The sequence below is a fragment of the Cupriavidus sp. L7L genome (assembly GCF_004353535.1).
GTDB classification, from domain to species: Bacteria; Pseudomonadota; Gammaproteobacteria; order Burkholderiales; family Burkholderiaceae; genus Cupriavidus; species Cupriavidus oxalaticus_A.
The window spans coordinates 482,036-503,469 of record NZ_SMNY01000009.1 but is presented as its reverse complement, the minus strand read 5'-3'; the positions used below and the strand labels follow the sequence as shown (position 1 = coordinate 503,469).

Sequence of the window (21,434 nt, the reverse complement as noted above, 5' to 3'; positions counted from 1 at the left end):
TAGTTCGATAGCCCGATCATCTTCACGTCCAGCGGCATGCGTCGGTCCAGCCTCGTGACACATGCACCTCCTGTCAAACCGGCGTTCCCACACCCCAAACAAAAACCCCCGCGGATTCACACCCGCGGGGGTTTTTGCTGTGACAGCCTGCCAGCCCGGGTTATGACACCCCGCCAGCAGTCGGTCGGCACAAATTACATCATGCCTTCCATGCCGCCCATGCCGCCCATGCCGCCCGGCATTGCCGGAGCCGACTCTTCCTTCGGCGTTTCGGCAACTGCGCAGTCCGTGGTCAGCATCAGCGAAGCCACCGAAGCGGCGTTCTGCAGTGCGGTGCGGGTGACCTTGGTCGGGTCCAGCACGCCCATTTCGACCAGGTCGCCGTACTCGCCCGAAGCAGCGTTGTAGCCGTAGTTGCCCTTGCCTTCGATGACCTTGGCAACGACCACCGAAGCTTCTTCACCAGCGTTCAGCACGATCTGGCGCAGCGGCTCTTCCATGGCGCGCAGCACGATCTTGATACCGGCGTTCTGGTCGGCGTTGTCGCCGGTCAGTGCCGAGATCGCAGCGCGGGCACGCAGCAGGGCCACACCGCCGCCGGGGACGATGCCTTCTTCCACCGCAGCGCGGGTGGCGTGCAGGGCGTCTTCCACGCGGGCCTTCTTTTCCTTCATTTCGACTTCGGTGGCAGCGCCAACCTTGATCACGGCAACACCGCCGGCCAGCTTGGCCACGCGCTCTTGCAGCTTTTCACGGTCGTAGTCCGAGGTCGCTTCTTCGATCTGGGCGCGGATCTGCTTCACGCGGCCTTCGATCGCACCTGCGTCGCCGGCGCCGTCGATGATGATGGTGTTTTCCTTGCCGATCTCGATGCGCTTGGCCTGGCCCAGGTCGTTCAGGGTAGCCTTTTCCAGCGTCAGGCCGATTTCTTCAGCGATGACGGTGCCGCCGGTCAGGATGGCGATGTCTTCCAGCATGGCCTTGCGGCGGTCGCCGAAGCCCGGGGCCTTGACGGCGGCGGTCTTCAGGATGCCACGGATGTTGTTGACCACCAGGGTCGCCAGGGCTTCGCCCTCGACGTCTTCAGCGATGATCAGCAGCGGGCGGCCAGCCTTGGCCACTTGCTCCAGCACCGGCAGCAGGTCGCGGATGTTCGAAACCTTCTTGTCGAACAGCAGCACGAACGGGCTGTCCAGCTGGACAACTTGCTTTTCCGGGTTGTTGATGAAGTACGGCGACAGGTAGCCGCGGTCGAACTGCATGCCTTCCACGACTTCCAGCTCGTCGGCCAGCGACTTGCCGTCTTCGACGGTGATCACGCCTTCCTTGCCGACCTTGTCCATGGCTTCGGCGATGCGCTCACCGATCGAGGTGTCGCTGTTGGCCGAGATGGCGCCAACCTGGGCGATTTCCTTGCTGGTGGTGGTGGGCTTGCTGACCTTCTTCAGCTCTTCCACGGCGGCGGCGACGGCCTTGTCGATGCCGCGCTTCAGGTCCATCGGGTTCATGCCGGCGGCAACGAACTTCATGCCTTCGCGCACGATCGACTGGGCCAGCACGGTAGCGGTGGTGGTACCGTCACCGGCGTTGTCGCTGGTCTTGGAAGCCACTTCCTTGACCATCTGGGCGCCCATGTTCTGCAGCTTGTCCTTCAGCTCGATTTCCTTGGCCACGGACACACCGTCCTTGGTCACGGTCGGGCCGCCGAAGCTGCGCTCCAGCACCACATTGCGGCCCTTCGGGCCCAGGGTCACTTTAACGGCGTTGGCGAGGATGTTCACGCCTTCGACCATCTTGGCACGTGCGGCGTCGCCGAACACTACGTCTTTAGCTGCCATTCTTGAAATCTCCTGAAATCTGTACGGGTGGCGGTCAGTTGGTGATTACTTGTTCACCACGGCCATGATGTCTTCTTCGCGCATGACCAGCAGTTCCTGGCCTTCCACCTTCACGCCCTGCCCGGCATACTTGCCGAACAGCACGCGGTCGCCAACCTTGACGTCGAGGGCGATGTTGTTGCCCTTGTCATCCTTCTTGCCGGGACCGACTGCCAGCACTTCGCCTTGATCGGGCTTCTCGGCAGCGTTGTCGGGAATCACGATACCGGACGCGGTCTTGGTTTCGTTGTCCAGACGCTTCACGATCACGCGGTCGTGCAGAGGACGCAGGTTCATACGGACTCCTAGATACAAAAGTGAGTGTTTAATCACAATCGGCCGGCTACCGAGGCGACGGCCGTCTGATATTTTCAGGTGTCGCAAGGGGCACAGAATGCTGTTAGCACTCACCCCCGACGAGTGCTAATTATAGGGACGGGGTATGGCCATTTCAAGACAGCGGCCAAATGGGGGTTTTCCCGGACGGAGGGAATTTGAGGTGGGAGCGGCGGGAACGGCGGGTCTCAACAGTCCCGGGGGCAACGGGTGGCAAGCCTTCAGGCCGTCAGGTGCTTGTCCCGTGCCATGGAAAGCGGAGGGAGGACAGCCATGGCTTCCTCCAGCCTCTGAACCAGCGCGGAACTTGCCGGGCGCAACGGCAGGCGGTAGATCAGGCCGACGCATTAAATCGATATCGAAAACCGGCGGCATCAAAACCAGCGGCGCCGGCAAGGCGCGCTCAGAACGTCTTGGTCAGGGAAGCCCATGCGGTGCCACGGCCCATGTAGCGGCCCTTGGCATTGGTGTACACCGCCTTGTCGGCATTGTGTCGATATAGGCCACAGCCAGCGCGAGTCCCTTGCCCAGGTCCTTGGTCAGGCCGATCTTCCAGTCCACGTACGAGGCATTGGCGACCTGCACCTTCTGGTAACCCAGGTGGGCGTTCAGCGTGAGGTCCCAGACATCGAGCGGCACGATGGCGGTCAGGTCTGCATACCAGCTGTGCTTCGTTGCACACAGGCGGGACGATCCCGCACGCAGCGAAATCGTCCCGCATCACCGGCACCGTGCTACTGCCGTGCCATGGCATCCAATGCAAGGTTCAGCTTCAGGACATTGACGCCTGGATCGCCCAGCACCGGCAGTAGCGGCGTGTCCGTGTTGGCGGCAACCAGTTGCTTCACCTGTTCAGTCGGTATCCCCCTGGCGCGCGCGACGCGCGCCACCTGGTATTCGGCGGCCGCAGGGCTGATGTGCGGGTCGAGCCCGCTGCCGGATGCCGTGACCAGGTCCACGGGCACCGGCGCCTGGTTGTCCGGATCCACGGCGCGCAGTGCGTCGAGGCGCGCGCGTGCGGCATCGGTCAACGCCGGGTTGGTAGGACCGAGGTTCGAACCGACCGAAGCCGCGGCGTTATACGGCATCGGCGCCGTGGCCGACAGCCGGCCCCAGAAGTACTTCGGGTCGGAGAACGGCTGGCCGATCAGTTCCGAGCCAAGCGTGCTGCCATCCTTTCCGATCAGCGAGCCGCCGGCCTGATGCGGGAACACGGCCCTGGCGATTGCCGTGATCACGCCGGGATACAGCAGGCCGGTCACCAGCGACAGGCCGACGAACGCCACCAGCATTGGCCGCAACAGGCCGCCCTGCACCGGAGCCGGCAACGGCTGCCGGGATTGCACTTGCGTATTCATGAATGCTCCGAATCGTTGGAGAGAAAATCAGACCCAGCCGAACAGGGCCAGGATCATGTCGATCAGCTTGATGCCGGCAAACGGCACCAGGATGCCGCCAACACCGTAGATCAGCAGGTTGCGGCGCAGCAGTACCGCGGCGCCGAGCGGCCGGTAGACCACGCCCTTGAGCGCCAGCGGAATCAGCACGACGATGATCAGCGCGTTGAAGATCACCGCGGACATGATGGCCGACGCCGGCGTGGCCAGCCCCATCACATTGAGCAGGTTGAGCTGCGGATACGTGGTGGCAAACGCCGCGGGAATGATCGCGAAATACTTGGCGATGTCGTTGGCCACGCTGAAGGTCGTCAGCGAGCCGCGCGTCATCAGCATCTGCTTGCCGATCTCGACGATCTCGATCAGCTTGGTCGGGTTGCTGTCCAGGTCCACCATGTTGCCGGCTTCCTTGGCCGCCTGCGTGCCGCTGTTCATCGCCACGGCCACGTCGGCCTGGGCGAGTGCGGGAGCGTCGTTGGTGCCGTCGCCGGTCATCGCGACGAGCCGCCCTTCGGCCTGGTACTGGCGGATCAGCTTGAGCTTGGCCTCCGGCGTGGCTTCGGCCAGGAAGTCGTCGACGCCTGCTTCTGCCGCGATCGAAGCCGCGGTCAGCCGGTTGTCGCCGGTGATCATCACGGTCTTGATGCCCATTTTGCGCAGCTCGCCGAAGCGCTCGCGGATGCCGGTCTTGACGATGTCCTTCAGTTCGATCACGCCCAGAACGCGCACCGAATCGCCGTTGGCGTCGGCAACCACCAGCGGCGTGCTGCCGGCGCGCGCAACCTCGTCGACCGCCTGCAACACCGCGTCTGGGAACTTGCCGGCGCGTTCCGTGACGTACCGGCGCACGGCATCGGCGGCGCCCTTGCGCACGTGGCGTTCGCCGCCGCCGTCGCGCAGGTCCACGCCGCTCATGCGCGTCTGCGCGCTGAATGGCACGAATTCCGGCTTCAGGCTTGCCATCGCCGGCGCGGCCAGCCCGGGCAGCTGGCGTGCCAGTGTGATGATGCTGCGCCCTTCCGGCGTTTCGTCGGCCAGCGACGACAGCCACGCCGCTTCCGCGAGCTGCAATGGCGATACGCCGGGCGCCGGGATAAAGCGCGAGGCCTGGCGGTTGCCATGGGTGATGGTGCCGGTCTTGTCGAGCAGCAGTACGTCCACGTCGCCGGCGGCTTCCACCGCGCGGCCCGAAGTGGCGATCACGTTCGCTTCCATCATCCGGCTCATGCCGGCCACGCCGATCGCGGAAAGCAGCCCGCCGATCGTGGTCGGGATCAGGCACACCAGCAGCGCCACCAGCACGGTGATCGTCACCGGCACGCCCGCCTTGGCCGCCAGCACGCTGTAGAGCGAGAACGGCTGCAGCGTGGCCGTGGCCAGCAGCAGGACAACGGTCAACCCGACCAGCAGGATCGTCAGGGCCAGCTCGTTCGGCGTCTTCTGCCGCTTGGCGCCCTCGACCATCGTGATCATGCGGTCGATGAAGCTTTCGCCCGGGTTGGTCGTGATGCGCACCACGATCCAGTCGGACAGCACGCGCGTACCTCCGGTCACCGACGAAAAGTCGCCGCCAGACTCGCGGATCACCGGCGCCGATTCGCCGGTGATGGCGCTTTCGTCGACCGAGGCCACGCCGTCGATCACTTCGCCGTCGCCGGGGATCATCTCGCCAGCCTCGACCAGCACTACATCGCCGCGTCGAAGCGCGGTCGCGGGGCGCGCTTCGGTGGCGCTTCCGCGTTTGCCGTCCTTTAGCACGCGTGCGGTCACCGTGGTCTTCAGCCCACGCAGCGCCTCGGCCTGTTGCTTGCTGCGGCCCTCGGCGAGCGCCTCGGCAAAGTTCGCGAACAGCACCGTGAACCACAGCCACACCGATACCGCCAGGATGAAGCCGGCGGATTCGCCGCCCGCTGCCGGCGCCGCCACTGCCTTCAGGAACAGGATGGTCGTCAGGATGCTGCCGGCGTAGACCACGAACATCACCGGGTTGCGCAACTGGTCGCGCGGCGACAGCTTGCTGAAGGCCGCAATCAGCGCGGGCTTCACCAGCTCCGGCGCGAACATGCTGCGCGCGGGCGGGCGATGATGGTGGGAACCGGGTTGCCGGTCCGACACCGGTGCGCTCTTCACCTGGGGCGTGTTGGAGGACGATGCGCCGGTCCTGTTGGCGCTGCCCTTGGCCACTGGGGCCGTCGATTCATGTTGCATGGTTTCTCCGCAATCCGCTAGAGACAGCGGCACCTGCATTGGCCGGGCCATGCAGGGGCTGAACTGGTGGGAATGCTCGCTATGTCTTCGTCAGTGATCGATCTACTTGGCTGCCGTTGCCGTCACCGCGCCCTGCAGTTGCTCGGCGACTGGACCCAGCGCCAGCGCCGGGACATAGGTCAGCGCGCCGACCAGCAGTACCGTGCCCACCAGCAGCACGACAAACAGCGGGCCGTGCGTCGGCATGGTGCCGCCGCTGGGCGGGATACGCTTCTTGGCCGCCAGCGATCCGGCCAGCGCCAGGACGGGGATGATGATCCAGAACCTGCCGAACCACATCGCCGCAGCCAGCAGCGTGTTGTAGAACGGCGTGTTGGCGGAGAGGCCCGCAAAGGCGCTGCCGTTGTTGTTGGCCGCCGACGAGAGCGCGTACAGGATCTCCGAGAAGCCGTGCGTGCCGGGGTTGAACACACCCGCGCGTCCCGCCTCGGCCATCACCGCCACCGACGTGCCGAGCAGCACCAGCAGCGGCGTGACCAGGATCGCCACGGCCACCATCTTCATCTCATAGGTTTCGATCTTCTTGCCGAGATACTCCGGCGTGCGGCCGATCATCAGCCCGGCGATGAACACCGCCAGCACGGCGTAGAACAGCATGCCGTACAGGCCCGAGCCAACGCCGCCGAACACGACTTCGCCCAGTTGCATCAGCAGCATTGGCACCAGCCCGCCGATGGCGGTGAAGGAGTCATGCATGGCATTGACCGCGCCGCAGGATGCCGCGGTCGTGATGGTGGCGAACAAGGCCGAGGCAGCGATGCCGAAGCGTGTTTCCTTGCCTTCCATATTGCCGCCGGCCTGCAACAGCGAACTGGCATGGTCGAGCGGCAGACCCGACAACGCGGGATTGGCCATCTGCTCGGAGATCGCCGCAACGCAAGCCATCGCCACGAAGATGACCGTCATGGAGCCCAGCACGGCCACGCCCTGCCGCCTGTCCCCGACCATCTCGCCGAAGGTGAAGCACAGTGCCGCCGGGATCAGGAAGATCGCCAGCATCTCGATGAGGTTGGCCAGGGCATTCGGGTTCTCGAACGGATGCGCCGAGTTGGCATTGAAGAAGCCGCCGCCGTTGGTGCCGAGCATCTTGATGGCTTCCTGCGAGGCCACCGGACCCATTGCCAACGTCTGCTTGTCGGTCTTCAGGTCTTCCGTCACCGGCATGCCTTGCGCATCGAGCACCGGCTGCCCGGCCGCGTCGACCTTCGGCTGGCTGTATTCGACTGGCGTGACCAGGCTCACTTCCTTGTAGGCATCGAAGTTCTGGATCACGCCCTGGCTGACCAGCGCCAGCGCGATCACCGTCGCGATCGGCGCCAGCACGTACAGCGTGACCCGGGTCATGTCGGCCCAGAAATTGCCGATGGTGGCGGCGCTCTGGCGCGCAAAGCCGCGAATCAGCGCAAACACCACGGCGATGCCGGTGGCCGCGGACAGGAAGTTCTGCACGGTGAGCGCGAGCATCTGCGTCAGATAGCCCATGGTCGACTCGCCGGCATAGCCTTGCCAGTTCGTATTGCTGACAAAGCTGATGGCCGTGTTGAAGGCCGAGTCCGGCGTGACCGCGCCGAAGCCTTGCGGGTTCAGCGGCAGCATGCCTTGCACGCGCTGCAGCGCATACACCGCCACCACGCCAAGCAGGTTGAACGCCAGGACTGCGATGGTGTACTGCTTCCACCCCATCCCGGACTCGGCACGCACGCCACCCAGGCGATACAGCAGCCGTTCCAGCGGACGGCCCCAGGCGGTCAGCGAATAATTGCCGTCCTCGACAGCGCGCCGGATATAGCGTCCGAGAGAAGGCGCGCATGCCAGCAGGACGGCGAGATAGAGGACCAGCAGGCCCACGAATTGGGAGGACATCAGAATTTCTCCGGCCGGAACAACGCAATGAGGAGGTAGACCAAAATGGCAACGGCCAGCGCGCCGCTCAACAGATCCGTCCAGCTCATCACAGCCCCCTGTCCGTTGCGCTGTTCTTGCCCAGCACCTGGTGGTGCGAGCCGGCATGTTCGCCGCCCGCGGAAGACTTCGGTGCAAGCACAGCGCAAAGCCCCAGCAGGGCCGCGCTCAGCACTGCAAAGCAGATCAATACGATCAAGTAGATCCCGTCCATGACAAAGCACCTTTGAATGGTTTCGGCTTGCAGCTTAGCGACGGGGTCGTAAAAACCGGGTAGAAAGGTGACGGGTGCGTGTAAAGAACGCATAAAGATTCGTTCGGCCGCGATGGCAACCAGATCGCCCGGCACGCCTACCGTGCCCTAGCGTTGTGCTCGGACTCGATGCACGGGACCAACCCCGGTTGTTTGCGGACCTTGGCGCGCTTGCCGCCCGCTCACTGCTGGCGGCGGCCCTTGCGCCCGCCGCCGCCGCGGTCTCGCCCAGTCGCACCATCAATTCGACGAACGCGCGCAGGTGCAGCGGCTTGTCGGCATCGCGCGGCGCTGCAAAGTGGCGTCCGGCGCTCTCCATCCGGCGTTTGTTGCGGCCAGGCATCAACGCGGCCATGTAGGAGTAATGCCGGCACCGCATCAGCGCGCGACTGACAGCGCAACACGGCCCCGCTGCCTAGACTGAGGGCTACCGCTGCACTGCCGCCACGGTGGCGATGCGCGGTCCCAGCCGCGCCGGACCCCTCCACTGCCGGCGCGTCCGACAACAACTCTGGAGGTTTTCCATGGATCCGAAACAGCCCGCTCGCCTTCCCAAGATCGTCGGCGCGATTGCCGCCGGCCTGGCAGGCCTCAGCTGTGCCACCGTTTTCGCCCAGACCACGGCCGCGCCCGCGGCACCCCCGGCCGGCGCGCAAGGCGTGCCGCCCGGCATGACCCAGATCGAGCCGCCCAAGGACCCGCTGGTCGAGCGCCGCGAGGCACGCAAGCGCGCCTCCGACGAATACAAGGCGAAGAAGAAGGCCGCCAAGGGCGAGTACAAGGAAGAAGTCGGCGAGGCCAAGCAGGAGCGCAAGGTCGAGAACAAGGCCGCGGACGCCGCGGCCCGCCAGGAAATGGCAGCGCCCAAGCAATAGCGCGATCACGCAAGCCGCGAATGAGATCGATGGCCGGCGCAAGCCGGCCATCTTCTTTCCTGTCTCAACGCGTTCCTACTACTCTGCCCATGTCTGCGCTTCCTGCAGGCTGCGTACTGCCTCCCCGCTCTCGAGTCGCGCGCTTGCAAGTCCACGCTTGCAAGTCCATATTCCGCGCCTAGACTCCATATGGGCAAACCGCGCGCTTGCTTGCGCGGCTTGCAATCCCCGCCATGTCCGCTGTCCGCCCTTCCCGCTGGTTGGCAGGCCTGCTTGTGTCCGGCCTGATGGGCGCGTTCAGCCTTTGCGGACCTGCTGCCGTAGCCCAGCAAAAACCGCCATCGCAAAATCCGCCAGCCGCTGCGTCGGCCCCTGCCGCTACCGCTGCGACAGGCCAGGCAGCTCCCGCGAAGCCGCGCGGACTGAGCCTTGCCAACAAACCCCGTACCGGCGACTTCGACGTGATGCTCAAGAGCCGCGTCATCCGCGTACTGGTGCCATACAGCCGCACGCTTTACTTCAGCGACAAGGGCCGCGAGCGCGGGCTGACCGCGGAGCTGGTGCGTGACTTCGAGCGCTATCTGAACAAGAAGTACGCCGACCAGCTCGGCAAGCGCCCGCTGACCATCATCATCATCCCGACCACGCGCGACCGGCTGCTGCCCGACCTGATGGCGGGGCTTGGCGATATCGCCGCCGGCAACCTGACCGAAACCGAGAGCAGGCTGAAGCAGGTGGACTTCACCGCGCCGCGCGACCGCAAGCCGGTGCGCGAGCTGGTGGTCACCGGGCCGAAGGCGCCGCCGTTGCAGCGCCTCGACGACCTCGCGGGAAAGACCGTGCACGTGCGGCGCGCCAGCAGCTACTTTGAAAGCCTGACCGTGCTGAACGACGGCCTGCGCCACGCCGGCAAGGCGCCGATAAAACTGGTCATGCTGCCCGATGCGCTCGAAGACGAAGACGCGCTCGAGATGCTCAACGCGGGCGTGCTGCAGATCCTGGTGGTCGATGACTGGAAGGCCGCGATGTGGGCGCAGATCCTGCCGAACATCAAGGTGCGCGAAGACCTGGCCGTGCGCGAAGGCGGCTATACCGGCTGGGCCTTCCGCAAGAACAGCCCGCAGCTGCGGCAGGCGATCGAAGACTTCTACGTCAATTTCGTCAAGAAACAGGGCGGTGCGGAGTACCGGCTCAAGCAGACCATGCTGCGCATCAAGCAGATCAAGAACAACACCGACGATGCGGAGTACAAGCGCTTCCAGCAGACCATCGCCTTCTTCGAGAAGTACGGCAAGGACTATGGCTTCGACCCGCTGATGCTGGCCGCGCAGGGCTTCCAGGAATCACAGCTGAACCAGGAGGCGCGCAGCCATGTCGGCGCGGTCGGCATCATGCAGATCATGCCGGCCACCGGCAAGGAGCTGAATGTCGGCAATATCCGCATGGCCGAGGCCAACGTCCACGCCGGCGCCAAGTACATGGACCGGCTGATGACGAAGTACTTCCCCGACGCGCATTTCTCGGAAGCGAACCGGCCGCTGTTCGCCTTTGCCAGCTATAACGCCGGGCCGGGCAATATCGCGAAGATGCGCAAGGAAGCGGCGGCGCGTGGACTGGATCCCGACAAGTGGTTCAACAATGTCGAGATCGTGGTGGCGGAGAAGATCGGCATCGAGACCACCACCTATGTGCGCAATATCTTCAAGTACTACGCAGCGTACCGGCTCATGCAGGACATGCAGGCGGCGCGCGATCGGGCGGTCAAGCAGATCCAGAAATAGCGGCTGGCGCGTCCCGCCAGCCGTGGCGGTCCGCGCGGCGCCCGATGCGCTTTGTGCCTGCTTAGTCAGCCAGCCCGCTGGCGTCGATGTAGCCGAGCGCTTCGGTCACGGCGCGCCGCGCCTTGAGCACATAGCAGACCTTGCGTTCCTGGATCGACAGCGCCAGTACTTCGGCCTGCACCAGTTCCTGGAACAGGTGGCCGGCGCGCGCCAGGCTGACCTGCGCGATGTGGGCCAGGTCGGCCGCGGGCAGCCCGTTCTCGCCCGCATCGAGCAGCGCGCGGCACACGCGGGCCCGCGCGGGCTCCGTCATCAGGGCAAGGGTTAGGGTACTTTCCTGGGTCTCCATGGCCACACCTCGAACGTCCGGCGCGCCGGCCCGGTGCTGCCCGGGACGGCCGCCGCCAGTAGGCAGGGGGGCAGCGGGGCAGCCGGACGGCGCAGTGTCTCCACTTTCTACGCGGCCCGGCGCGCAAACGCAATAGGGTGCAGCCATGCCGGCGCAAACACTGGTGCGGTTACAACAAACGCACCCGCCAGCCGCGTTCGGGGGATGCGCCGGCGCGGCGCCCGGTGCAGGGCGCCACGCCACCCCTTGCGTCAGGCCGGTCAGGCCAGCACGAACGGCAATTGCCGCTGCCGCTTGCCGGTCAGCCGGAACAGCGCGTTCGCCACCGCGGGCGCGATCGGCGGCACGCCGGGCTCGCCCAGGCCCGTGGGGTTGTCCTGCGACGGCACGAAGAACACGTCCACCACCGGCGCGTCGGTGATGCGCGGCGGCGGGAAGTCGGTGAAGTTGCTGTTCTTCACGGCGCCATTCTCGATCTCGATGGCAAACCCCGGCTTCGTCATCGCCAGCCCGAACACGCAGCCGCCCTGGATCTGGGCCTCGGCCGACAGCGGGTTGACCACGCGGTTGGCATGCACGCCGGCGGTCACGCGGTGCACGCGCGGCTCGCCCTTCACCAGCGACACGTCGACCACATAGGCCACCACGGTGCTGAACGACTCGTGCACCGCCACGCCCCACGCGTGCCCCTTCGGCAGCTTGCGCTTGCCGTAGCCGGACTTGTCCACCGCCAGCTGCAGCGCGGCACGGTGGCGCGCGTGCTTCTTGTCGTCGAGGCGCGCCAGCCGGAACGCCACCGGGTCCTGCTTCGCCGCGGCGGCGATTTCGTCGGCCAGCGTTTCCTTGACGAAGGCGGTATGCGTGTTGCCGACCGAGCGCCACCACAGCACCGGCACATCCACCTGCGGGTGATGCACCGACATCTGCAGCGGCAGGTCGTAGTCGTTCTCGACGATGCCCTCGGTCATGGTCGCGTCGACGCCGTTCTTGACCATGAACGGTTCGAACGGCGTGCCCTTCAGGATCGACTGCCCGACCACGGTGTGCTGCCAGCCCACCACCTTGCCCTGCGCATCGAAGCCGATGCGCGCGCGGTGCAGGTGCAGCGGACGGTAGTAGCCGCCGCGGATATCGTCCTCGCGGCTCCACATCACCTTGAGCGGCTCGGTGTGTCCCGCGGCCACCCAGGCCTTGAGCACGTTGGCCGCTTCGACGAGGTAGTCGGAAGTCGGCACCGCGCGCCGGCCGAAGCCGCCGCCGGCCATCATGGTGTTGAGCACGACCTTGTCGGGCGACAGGGCCAGCGTGCGCGCGATCGCGGCCTGGTCGACGGTCTGGAACTGCGATCCCACCCACACCTTGACCGCCTGCAGCTTGCCGCCCTGCACGTCGGGCTGCAGCGTGCAGTTGAGCGGCTCCATCGGCGCGTGCGCGAGGTAGGGGAAGCGGAAGTCGGCTTCGATCTTGCGCGCGGCACTGTTGATGGCCGCACCAATATCACCCTCGCCCGCGCGCGCCACCGTGCCCGGCTGCGCGGCCAGCCTGGCGTACTCTTCGAACAGCGCCTGCGACGAGACGCTGGAGCCCGCGTCTTCCCACTGGACCTCCAGCGCATCGCGGCCCATTTTGGCCGGCCAGTAGCCGCTGCCGATCACCGCCACGCCGGTGCCGCCGCGGTCCACCGGCACCTGCATCACGCCATGCACGCCCTGCACCGCGCGCGCCTTGTCGGCGTTGAACGACTTCACCTTGCCGCCGAAGCGCGGCGGGCGCGCGACCACGGCCACCACCATCTTGTCGAGCCTGGTGTCGATGCCGAACGGCGTGGTCGCCGCCATCTTGCCGCGCGCGTCCAGCCGCGGCGTGGGCTTGCCGACGATGCGGAACTGCGCCGGGTCCTTCAGCGTGACCCGCTGCGGCACGGGCAGCTCCATCGCGGCGTGCGCCAGGTCGCCGAAGGTGGCGCGGTGGCTGCCTGAGGTCAGCACGCCCTGCTCGACCTTGATGCCGGCCGGATCGACCTGCCACTTCTGCGCGGCGGCAGTCACCAGCATGGCGCGGGCGCGCGCGCCCAGTTCGCGGTACTGCTGGAACGAATGGTTAAGCGCGGTCGAGCCGCCGGTCATCTGCATGCCGAAGGCAGGATCCTTGTACGCGTCGCCCGCGGGTGCCAGCGTTGCGCGCACGTTGCGCCAGTCGGCGTCCAGTTCTTCGGCCAGCGCCATCGGCAGCGCGGTATGCACGCCCTGGCCGAATTCGAGCCGGTTCACGGCCACCGTGACGGTGTTGTCGGGCGCGATGATCAGGAACGCCTGCGGCGACGGTGCCCTGGACCTGCCCGCGTCCTGTGCCTGTGCCTGCGCCAGCGGGGCCACGCCCAGCGCCAGCCCGCCGCCGGCCAGGCCGGTGAGTTTCAGGAAACCGCGTCGGGTGAGCGTGGCTATGCCACCGCCTTGCGCCGCGCCGCAGTTGTCGCCCTGGCCACCCTGGCCGCCGGCCAGTGCTTCAATGCCTCGGATTCGCATGATCGGCTCCTCGTGTTCAGGCCAACGACGCCAGCGCGCGCGCGGCGTCCTTGATCGCCGCGCGGATGCGCTGGTACGTGCCGCAGCGGCACAGGTTGCCGGCCATGGCCTGGTCGATATCGGCGTCGGTGGGGCGCGGCTTGCTGCGCAGCAGGCCGATGGCGCTCATCACCTGCCCGTTCTGGCAGTAGCCGCATTGCGCGACATCGTGCCTGATCCACGCGTCGAGCACGGCGCGGCCGACGCGGTCGGTGTCCACGCCTTCGATGGTGGTAATGCTGGCGCCCGCGGCGGCGGAAACCGGCGTCACGCAGCTGCGCGTCGCCTGGCCGTTGACATGCACGGTGCAGGCGCCGCACGCGGCCACGCCGCAGCCGAACTTGGTGCCGGTCATGTCGAGGTTGTCACGCAGCGCCCACAGCAGCGGCGTGGACGGATCCACGTCGACCGTGCGGGTCTTGCCGTTGACGTTGATGTCGAGGGTGGTCATGGGGGACACTCCTTGGGTACGTTTGCCCACTGGTCATGGCGTGTGCCCGGGCCCGCACGCGGCCCGCGCCAGCAGGGGCCGGCGCAGGGCGAACGCGTGGGGATGCGGGGGCACTGCCCGCGCGCGCAGCTTGGCGCACGGGACAAGTGAGGATAGTGCAATTCCGGTCACCTTGCCGGAGGCCGTGCGCCGGGCTCGGCGCAAACGCGCGTTTTGTCGGGCTTTGCACGAACTTTGTGCATCCTGCCGCTGTCCCTCATGGATTCATCGCTTGCGGATTCCTGCCGCTGAAACAGTGCCGTCGACTATTCCAGAACGCCATCATCCGGTGGCGGGTACGCCAGCACCGCCACGCGCCGTGCAGCCCGCTGCCGCTCACGCCGCCGAAGCTCCCGCCGCCTCCCGCACCTCCCCTGCCATCGCGCGGCTGGACAGCATCCAGGCGCTGCGCGGCCTGGCCGCGGCCTTCGTGGTCGTCTACCACTCCGGCCTGGCGCTGGGCGGCGCCGACGCACCCGTGCTGGACTGGCTGACCGCCAACGTGATCAAGCGCGGCCATGTCGGCGTCGATGTGTTCTTCGTCATCAGCGGCTTCATCATTGCCTGGGTCGCGGTGCTGGCGCGGCCGCGCCCGGAGCGTCCGTTCAGCTTCCTGGTGCGGCGCGCGTTCCGGCTGGCGCCGCCGTACTGGGCCATGTCGGTGCTGCACGCGCTGCTGCTCAACCCGGTGACGCCGGCGCTGTTCGCCGCGTCGCTGGCATTCCTGCCCACCACCACCGCGCATGCGCCCTACTACGGCTATCCGGCGCTGTATGTGGGCTGGTCGCTCAACTACGAGATCGCGTTCTACGCCGCGTTCGCGCTCGGGCTGCTGCTGGCCGGGCGGCGCGCGCTGTGGGTGGTGCTGGCACTGTTCGCGCTGGTGACGCTGGTGCTGCCGTGGTGGCGCTTCGGCACGCTGGTCGCCGATCCCGCGCAGGGCTATCCGTTCGCATCTCCATGGCTGGCGATGGCGAGCAATCCGCTGGTGCTGGAATTCCTGCTCGGCTGCCTGCTCGCGTGGGCCTATGCGCGCTGGCGCCACCTGCTGACGCCGTCGATCGCGCTGGCGATGCTGGCCACCGGCTGCGCGGCGTTCGCGCTGTCGCTGCCGCTGGTCGGCCCGGACTTCAGCCTGGCCGGCCGCGGCCTGCCCGCGGCGCTGCTGCTGGCGGGCGCGGTCGCGGCGGAGCATACCGGCATGCTGCGCGTGCCGCGCGCGCTGGTGTGGCTGGGCGAGCTGTCGTACGCGCTCTACCTGGTGCATCCCACGGTGATCGAAGGCGTCAAGCGATTGATGCCCGAACTGACGCCCGACCAGACCGGCCTGCAGCTGCTGCGCTTTGCCATCGACGCCGGGCTGGCGCTGGGCCTGGCGCTGCTGCTGCACCGCTGGGTGGAGCTGCCGGGCATCGCCGCCGGGCGCAGGCTGGCAAGGCAATGAAGCGCGGCAAGCCCGGCAAGCCCGGCCTTAGCGCCGGGGCATGTCGGCGAGGAACAGGTACAGCGCGGTCAGCTCGGTATCGTTCATGCGCCCGAACGAGTCAAACGGCATCACGCGGCTGATCTGCGAGCCGTCGGGCCGCTTGCCGCTGCGCATCATCTCGATAAAGGCCCCAGCCTGGCCATAGCGCGACATGGCGCCGCCCGAGACCGGGCGCAGGTCGGCCGCCGGCGGCCAGTCGGGCGGCGCGCCAGGGATCTTGCCGCCGCTGAAATCGTGTCCGTGACAGCCCAGGCAGGCATTGGCCACATAGCCGCCATACTTCGCCGTGGGCGCCGGCACCTGCGCCGGCTGCACCGGCAGGCTGTGGTCGATCTTGGAAGCCGCGTCCCGCACCATGCCCACGCCGTACAGCGCCCGCACCAGCCACGGCAGGTTGACCTCGGCAGGCGCGCCCATGCCTGGCGGCAGGCTGCGCAGGTAGGCCACCAGCGCACTGAGGTCTTCGTCGCTGAGGCGGTTGTAGTCCTCGCTCGGCATGATCAGCAGCGGCCGGCCCGATGGCGCCACGCCATGGCGCACGCTGCGCACCCAGTCCTCGGCGCGGTACGCCGCGATGGCGGGGTTGCCGCGGGTCAGGTCGGGCGCACGCACGCGCAGGCCGTTGGGATCGTCGAACACCTGCTTGCCGCCGGCGCCGGCGCCGTGGCATTCCATGCAGCCGCGCGATTCATAGAGGTATTTGCCGTGGGCGATGGCGGCGGCGTCGTCGCGCAAGGCCAGCGGCGCAACCTGCACCGCCACGGTCCGCGACGCCTTGCGCTCGCCGACCCAGACCGCGGCGTAGGCCGCCACTGCCACGGCGGCGGCCACTCCGGCCAGCCCCCACGCCGCCACTCGCAGAACACGCGCCATCTTCGCTCCCCTGTCCGCCGCACTGGATGCAACAGCTTGCAGCCAGCGGGCAGGGGGCTGTCGGTGGGGCAGGCCACACAGGCGCGCGCTTGCCGCGTTCAGGCCAGGCCGGCGGGGGCGCGGTCGATAAAGCCGGTCATGCGCGCCAGCCGGCCGTCGGCGCCGACGGTGGCGAAATCGGTGCCGACCACCAGCGCCGGCTCGCTCGCGGGGCCGAGCTCCCAGGTAAAGCGCAGGTGCTCGCCGTGCGCGTCGACGGGGCTGACGCGGGTGAAGCGGAAACCGGGAAACCTGCCCTGCACCGCCGCGATCATGGCATCGATGCCGGCATGGCCGTCGCCGCGCATCAGCGGATCGACATAGCTGGCCGATTCGGTCCACGCCAGCGCGATCAGCTCGCGGCGGCGCGCGGGGTCGGTTTCGTTCCAGGCGGCAAGGTAGCGGTCGGCGAGGCTGGCGGGATCGGCGGGCATGGCGGCAGCGGTGGACTGCGAGGACGGGACGGCAGCTGACATGGTGTTCTCCTGTGCTGGTTGGGGTTCCGGTCGGCCCGGCTGGCAGGCCATGGCTGCATGATGGATGCCGCCGCGCCGCGCCGCGATTACCCGCGAGGTCATCGCCGGACTGACTCCGCCACCCCGCCCGCCCCGCTGCCCTACCAAAAAATCGGCGCGAACACCAGTGGCAACAACGCCCACGGCAGCCCGCTGTCCGGCTTTTGCTCGGGTACCCATCCCCGTTACAGTTGCCGCTACGCTGGGCGGCAGTCCGTCCGCGCGCCTTGCCCCGATCGATTTGCACCGCCCTTTGCTCCGCCCTTTGCACCGCACCCGTCCATGACGCCAGATACGGCCCCGCCGCGCCACCAGGCCGCCACTGTCCATTCCGCCACGCCGCGCCGCTGGCAGCCGCTGCTGCTCGCCGCTGCCGGCTATTTCGCCCTGGCGGCGGCGGGCCTGTGGCTGGCGCGGCTGCCGGGCAACGTGGCCGCGGTATGGCTGCCCAACGCCTTCGCGCTGGGGCTGCTGCTGCACCGCCCGCGCCGCGAGACGCCGTGGCTGCTGGCCGGCATGCTGGGCGCGAACCTGCTGGCCAACCATGCCGCCGGCGACAGCGCCGCGAGCGCGCTGATGCTGGCCGGCGCCAACCTGGCCGAGATCCTGTGCGCCACCGGCCTGCTGCGGCTGCTCGACCGGCACGCCGGGCTGGTCCGCCACGGGCCGCTGGCATCGTTCGCGGTGATGCTGGCGGTCGCAGGCATCGTCGCGCCGGCGCTGGGCGCCACTGCCGGCGCCGCAGCCATTGTCAAACTGCACGGCACGCCCTTTGCGTCGGTGTGGTGGACCTGGTGGCAGGCCAGCGCGCTGGGCATGGCGCTGCTGCTGCCGATGATGCTGTCGATGACACCGGCGCGCGTGCGCACCGCCTTCGCGCGGCCAGTGCTGGTGCCGCAGGCCAGCCTGCTGGCGCTGTGCCTGGCGATCGGCGCGCTCGCGCAATGGCAGGGCCACGACCCGTTTGCCGCGATGTCGCTGCCGCTGGTGCTGGTGGCGCTGGCGGGCAACCCGTTCGCCACCGCGCTGCTGACGCTGGTGGCGACGCTGTCGCTGCAGGCGCTGATGGTGGTCGGGCACGGCCATGAAGCGGTGCCGCTGTCGGCCGCGGTGATCATGGTGTTCCCGGTCTGCATCGCCTACCTGACCGAACAGAACCGCCATGGCCGCGCCAGCCTGCGCGGCAGCGAGAAGCGCTTCCGCCAGGCCATGGAGCATTCGGCGATCGGCATGGCGCTGGTTGGCATGGACGGCCGCTGGGAGATCGTCAACCGCGCCATGACCGAGCTGCTCGGCTACAGCGGCGAGGAATTGCGCGCCATCACCTTCCAGCAGCTGACCCACCCCGACGACCTGAGCGACGACCTGCGCCAGGCGGCGCTGCTGGTGGACGGCAAGATCGAGTCCTACCGCATGGAGAAGCGCTACCGCCACAAGGATGGCCAGTACCGCTGGGCGCTGCTGGCGGTCTCTCTGGTGCGCGACGAAGACACCGGCGCGCCGCTGCACTACATCGCCCAGGTGGAAGACATCCATGCGCGCAAGCTGGTGCAGGAAGAGCTGGAACGGCTGTCGCGCCGCATCCAGCTGGCGGTGGAAGCCGGCGGTGTCGGCATCTGGGAATGGGACTTCGGCAGTACCGCCATCACCTGGGATGCGCGCATGCATGCGCTGCACGGCACCGATCCCGCGCAGGGCACGCCGCAGGCCGAGCAATGGATCGCCATGCTGCACCCCGAAGACGTCAGCCGCGTCAGCACCGAGATGCGCCAGGCCATCCGCGGCGCCGCGCCGTTCGACACCGAATACCGGATCCTGCGTCCCGGCGGCGCGGTGCGCCATGTGCGCGCCATGGCCACGGTCACGCGCGGCGCCGACGGCATCGCGCACGCACTGGTCGGCACCAACTGGGACATCACCGAGCAGCGCCGCCTGACCGAGGCGCTGTTCGAAGAGAAAGAGCGACTGCATATCACGCTGCGTTCGATCGGCGACGCGGTGATCTGCACCGACGCCAATATGCACGTCACCTTCATGAACCCGATCGCCGAGCAGCTGACCGGCTGGACCATGTGCAGCGCCGGCGGATTGCCGCTGGAGCAGGTCTTCCGCATCGTCGACGAAGCCAGCGGCGACCCGATCCCCAGCCCGGTCGAATCGTGCCTGCGTACGCTGACGCCTGCCTACCTGCAGGACGGCGCGGTGCTGCAGAGCCTGACCGGAGAACGCCACGACGTACAGGACTCCGCCGCGCCGGTGCTGACTGCCGCCGGCGAGGTGCTGGGGGCGGTGCTGGTGTTCCAGGACATCACCACCGCGCGCGCGCTGCAGCGCGAGCTGGCGCGCTCGGCCATGCACGACGCGCTCACCGGCCTGCCCAACCGCACCTGGTTCGAAAAGCGCCTGCGCGAGGCCTGCGACGCCGCGCGGCTGCATGGCCACCGCGCCGCGCTGTGCTTCATCGACCTGGACCGCTTCAAGATCGTCAACGACACGGCCGGCCACGGCGCCGGCGACGTGCTGCTGCGCGAGCTGGGCTACCTGATCCGCAACCACGTGCGCCCCGACGACCTGCTGGCGCGCCTCGGTGGCGACGAGTTCGCGCTGCTGCTCAAGGACTGCACCGTGGACCAGGCCGAGCAGGTCTGCCAGGGCGTGATCGACGCGATCCGCGGCCGCCGCTTCCCGTGGGAAGGCCGGGTCTATGACGTCGGCGCCAGCATCGGCATCGCCGCGATCGACCTCGACGTGCCGCCCGTCAGCGAGCTGATGAGCCGCGCCGACGTTGCCTGCTACGCCGCCAAGGCCGCCGGCCGCAGCCGGGTCTCGGTCTACCGGCGCGACGAGAGCGACGCGCGCCGCCACCATCGCGAACTGGAAGTCGCCGCGGGCATCCACTCGGCGCTGGAAGCCAACCGCTTCCGCCTGTTCGCGCAGGAGATCCGCGCGCTGCAGCCTGCCGGCGCGGGCCGCGGCGAATCCCGCCACATCGAGATCCTGGTGCGCATGGTCGACGAGAGCGGGGACATGATCCTGCCCGGCGCCTTCATTCCCGCCGCCGAGCGCTACGACCTGATGGGCCATGTCGACCGCTGGGTCATCCACAACGTGCTGCACGGCTACGGCGAGCGGCTGCGTGCGGTGCCGGGGCTGTCGGTGTCGATCAACCTGTCGGCCAACTCGCTGGGCGAGCCGTTCCTGCTGCCCTTCCTGCATGCCGAGCTGGACGCCAGCGCGCTGCCCGCCAGCCGCATCCGGCTGGAGATCACCGAGACGGCGCTGATCAACAACATGGCGGCGGCCAACCGGCTGGTGTCGGAGATGAAGCGCGCGGGCTGCACCGTGTCGCTCGACGACTTCGGCTCGGGGCTGTCGTCGTTTGCCTACCTGAAGCAGTTCCCGGTCGATTTCCTGAAGATCGACGGCAGCTTTATCCGCCAGCTGGCGGACAACGCCGTCGACCGCGAGATCGTCAGCTCGATCAACGACATCGGCCACCGGCTCGGCGTGAAGACCGTGGCGGAGTGGGTGGAGGATGAGCGCACGCTCGACGCGCTGCGCGCGATCGGCGTGGACTTCGCGCAGGGCTATGCGATCGGGCGGCCGACGCCGCTCGATGCGTTCCTGCAGGCGTGCGGGCCGCGCGGCGTCGAACAACGCCAGGGGGCGTGATACATTCGGCGGCTGTCGCCACCCGGGGGAAACCGTTGCCGCTCGAATCCACGCCGGCGCCGCTCTATGCGCGCGTCAAGCAACACATCAGCAGCAGGATTGCTGACGGCAGCTGGCCGCCTCACCATCGGGTGCCCTCCGAGGCCGAGCTGGTCGAAGCGCTGGGCGTCAGCCGCATGACCGTGCATCGGGCGCTGCGGGAACTGACGGCGGAGGGGCTGCTGGTGCGGCTGCAGGGGGTTGGGACCTTTGTTGCGGAGCCCAAGCTGCGGACCGCGCTTTATGCGGTCAACAATATTGCGGATGACATTGCTGCGCGGGGGCATTGGCATCATGCGCGGGTGGTCAGCGTGCAGGAGGAACGCGCCGGCGCGGCGCAGGCTGCTGCGCTGGATGTGCCGCTGGAGCAGCGCGTGTTTCACTCGGTCATCGTGCACTACGAAGACGATATCGCGATCCAGCTGGAAGACCGCTACGTCAATGCCGCCGTCGCGCCGGATTACCTGGAGCAAGACTTCTCGCGCGAAACGCCCTACCAATACCTGACGCGCGTCGCGCCGCTGACCGAAGGTGAGCACGTGGTGGAGGCGGTGCTGGCGCATCCGGAGGAATGCGGGTTGCTGGACATCGACAAGGGTGAGCCGTGTTTGCTGATCCGTAGACGGACATGGTCGGCGGGGCGGGTTGTGACGTCGGTCAGGCTGGTGCATCCGGGGTCGTTGCACCGGTTGGAAGGCCGGTTCACTTCATAGCCCGG

General features: G+C 67.7%; 17 protein-coding genes and 1 pseudogene. 5 read left to right on the top strand and 13 right to left on the bottom strand.

Annotated elements, in window-relative coordinates:
* Positions 1 to 194: 194 nt before the first annotated feature.
* The 8 genes and pseudogenes from groL to E1J61_RS10185 all read right to left on the bottom strand — a co-directional run bounded on the left by groL (position 195) and on the right by E1J61_RS10185 (position 8,129).
* Positions 195 to 1,838 carry a chaperonin GroEL gene (gene groL / locus E1J61_RS10225; protein WP_133093938.1) on the bottom strand — a complete coding sequence of 548 codons (1,644 nt, stop codon included), beginning with the start codon at positions 1,836 to 1,838 and terminating at the stop codon, positions 195 to 197.
* A 45-nt stretch (positions 1,839 to 1,883) separates the two neighbouring features.
* Entirely contained in the window at positions 1,884 to 2,174 is a 291-nt protein-coding gene (groES, locus tag E1J61_RS10220; protein ID WP_063237002.1) for a co-chaperone GroES, read from the bottom strand.
* 442 nt (positions 2,175 to 2,616) lie between these two features.
* Positions 2,617 to 2,888, bottom strand: a pseudogene (locus E1J61_RS10210) (TorF family putative porin); the annotation flags it as partial.
* A 59-nt stretch (positions 2,889 to 2,947) separates the two neighbouring features.
* On the bottom strand, positions 2,948 to 3,571 hold the full coding sequence (gene kdpC / locus E1J61_RS10205; protein ID WP_133093937.1) for a potassium-transporting ATPase subunit KdpC: 624 nt from the start codon (positions 3,569 to 3,571) through the stop codon (positions 2,948 to 2,950).
* A gap of 27 nt (positions 3,572 to 3,598) precedes the next feature.
* Entirely contained in the window at positions 3,599 to 5,674 is a 2,076-nt protein-coding gene (gene kdpB, locus E1J61_RS10200; protein WP_243736839.1) for a potassium-transporting ATPase subunit KdpB, read from the bottom strand.
* A gap of 246 nt (positions 5,675 to 5,920) precedes the next feature.
* The gene (kdpA, locus tag E1J61_RS10195) at positions 5,921 to 7,741 is read right to left on the bottom strand and encodes a potassium-transporting ATPase subunit KdpA (RefSeq protein WP_133093935.1); all 1,821 of its coding nucleotides are present in this window, start codon (positions 7,739 to 7,741) and stop codon (positions 5,921 to 5,923) included.
* A complete protein-coding gene (gene kdpF / locus E1J61_RS10190) occupies positions 7,741 to 7,830 on the bottom strand; it encodes a K(+)-transporting ATPase subunit F (protein ID WP_133093934.1) in 90 nt (29 codons plus the stop codon). Before kdpF ends, kdpA begins: the two co-directional genes overlap by 1 nt.
* Positions 7,830 to 8,129, bottom strand: a complete 300-nt coding sequence (locus tag E1J61_RS10185; protein ID WP_133093933.1) for a hypothetical protein — start codon at positions 8,127 to 8,129, stop codon at positions 7,830 to 7,832. Before E1J61_RS10185 ends, kdpF begins: the two co-directional genes overlap by 1 nt.
* A 428-nt stretch (positions 8,130 to 8,557) precedes the next feature.
* Here E1J61_RS10185 and E1J61_RS10180 point away from each other — a divergent pair, with 428 nt between their 5' ends.
* Complete coding sequence (locus E1J61_RS10180) at positions 8,558 to 8,908, top strand: hypothetical protein (RefSeq protein WP_133093932.1); 351 nt, start codon at positions 8,558 to 8,560, stop codon at positions 8,906 to 8,908.
* A gap of 233 nt (positions 8,909 to 9,141) precedes the next feature.
* The gene (locus E1J61_RS10175; protein WP_133093931.1) at positions 9,142 to 10,689 is read left to right on the top strand and encodes a transglycosylase SLT domain-containing protein; all 1,548 of its coding nucleotides are present in this window, start codon (positions 9,142 to 9,144) and stop codon (positions 10,687 to 10,689) included.
* Positions 10,690 to 10,750: 61 nt separating this feature from the next.
* Here the strand turns inward: E1J61_RS10175 and E1J61_RS10170 are convergent, their stop codons facing one another.
* The 3 genes from E1J61_RS10170 to E1J61_RS10160 all read right to left on the bottom strand — a co-directional run bounded on the left by E1J61_RS10170 (position 10,751) and on the right by E1J61_RS10160 (position 14,053).
* Positions 10,751 to 11,038, bottom strand: coding sequence for an ArsR family transcriptional regulator (locus E1J61_RS10170; protein ID WP_133093930.1), 288 nt, complete (start codon positions 11,036 to 11,038; stop codon positions 10,751 to 10,753).
* A gap of 260 nt (positions 11,039 to 11,298) precedes the next feature.
* The gene (locus E1J61_RS10165) at positions 11,299 to 13,563 is read right to left on the bottom strand and encodes a xanthine dehydrogenase family protein molybdopterin-binding subunit (protein WP_133093929.1); all 2,265 of its coding nucleotides are present in this window, start codon (positions 13,561 to 13,563) and stop codon (positions 11,299 to 11,301) included.
* A gap of 16 nt (positions 13,564 to 13,579) precedes the next feature.
* Entirely contained in the window at positions 13,580 to 14,053 is a 474-nt protein-coding gene (locus tag E1J61_RS10160) for a (2Fe-2S)-binding protein (protein ID WP_133093928.1), read from the bottom strand.
* Between the two features lie 418 nt (positions 14,054 to 14,471).
* Here E1J61_RS10160 and E1J61_RS10155 point away from each other — a divergent pair, with 418 nt between their 5' ends.
* A complete protein-coding gene (locus E1J61_RS10155; RefSeq protein WP_133094226.1) occupies positions 14,472 to 15,536 on the top strand; it encodes an acyltransferase in 1,065 nt (354 codons plus the stop codon).
* A gap of 27 nt (positions 15,537 to 15,563) precedes the next feature.
* Here the strand turns inward: E1J61_RS10155 and E1J61_RS10150 are convergent, their stop codons facing one another.
* A complete protein-coding gene (locus E1J61_RS10150) occupies positions 15,564 to 16,451 on the bottom strand; it encodes a cytochrome c (RefSeq protein WP_133093927.1) in 888 nt (295 codons plus the stop codon).
* A 98-nt stretch (positions 16,452 to 16,549) separates the two neighbouring features.
* Complete coding sequence (locus E1J61_RS10145) at positions 16,550 to 16,924, bottom strand: nuclear transport factor 2 family protein (protein ID WP_133094225.1); 375 nt, start codon at positions 16,922 to 16,924, stop codon at positions 16,550 to 16,552.
* A 363-nt stretch (positions 16,925 to 17,287) separates the two neighbouring features.
* On the opposite strand from E1J61_RS10145, the gene E1J61_RS10140 reads away from it, so the two are divergent.
* Positions 17,288 to 20,677: a diguanylate cyclase gene (locus tag E1J61_RS10140; RefSeq protein ID WP_133093926.1), complete on the top strand. Its 3,390-nt coding sequence runs from the start codon at positions 17,288 to 17,290 to the stop codon at positions 20,675 to 20,677.
* A gap of 35 nt (positions 20,678 to 20,712) precedes the next feature.
* Entirely contained in the window at positions 20,713 to 21,429 is a 717-nt protein-coding gene (gene hutC / locus E1J61_RS10135) for a histidine utilization repressor (protein WP_133093925.1), read from the top strand.
* Positions 21,430 to 21,434: the final 5 nt, after the last annotated feature.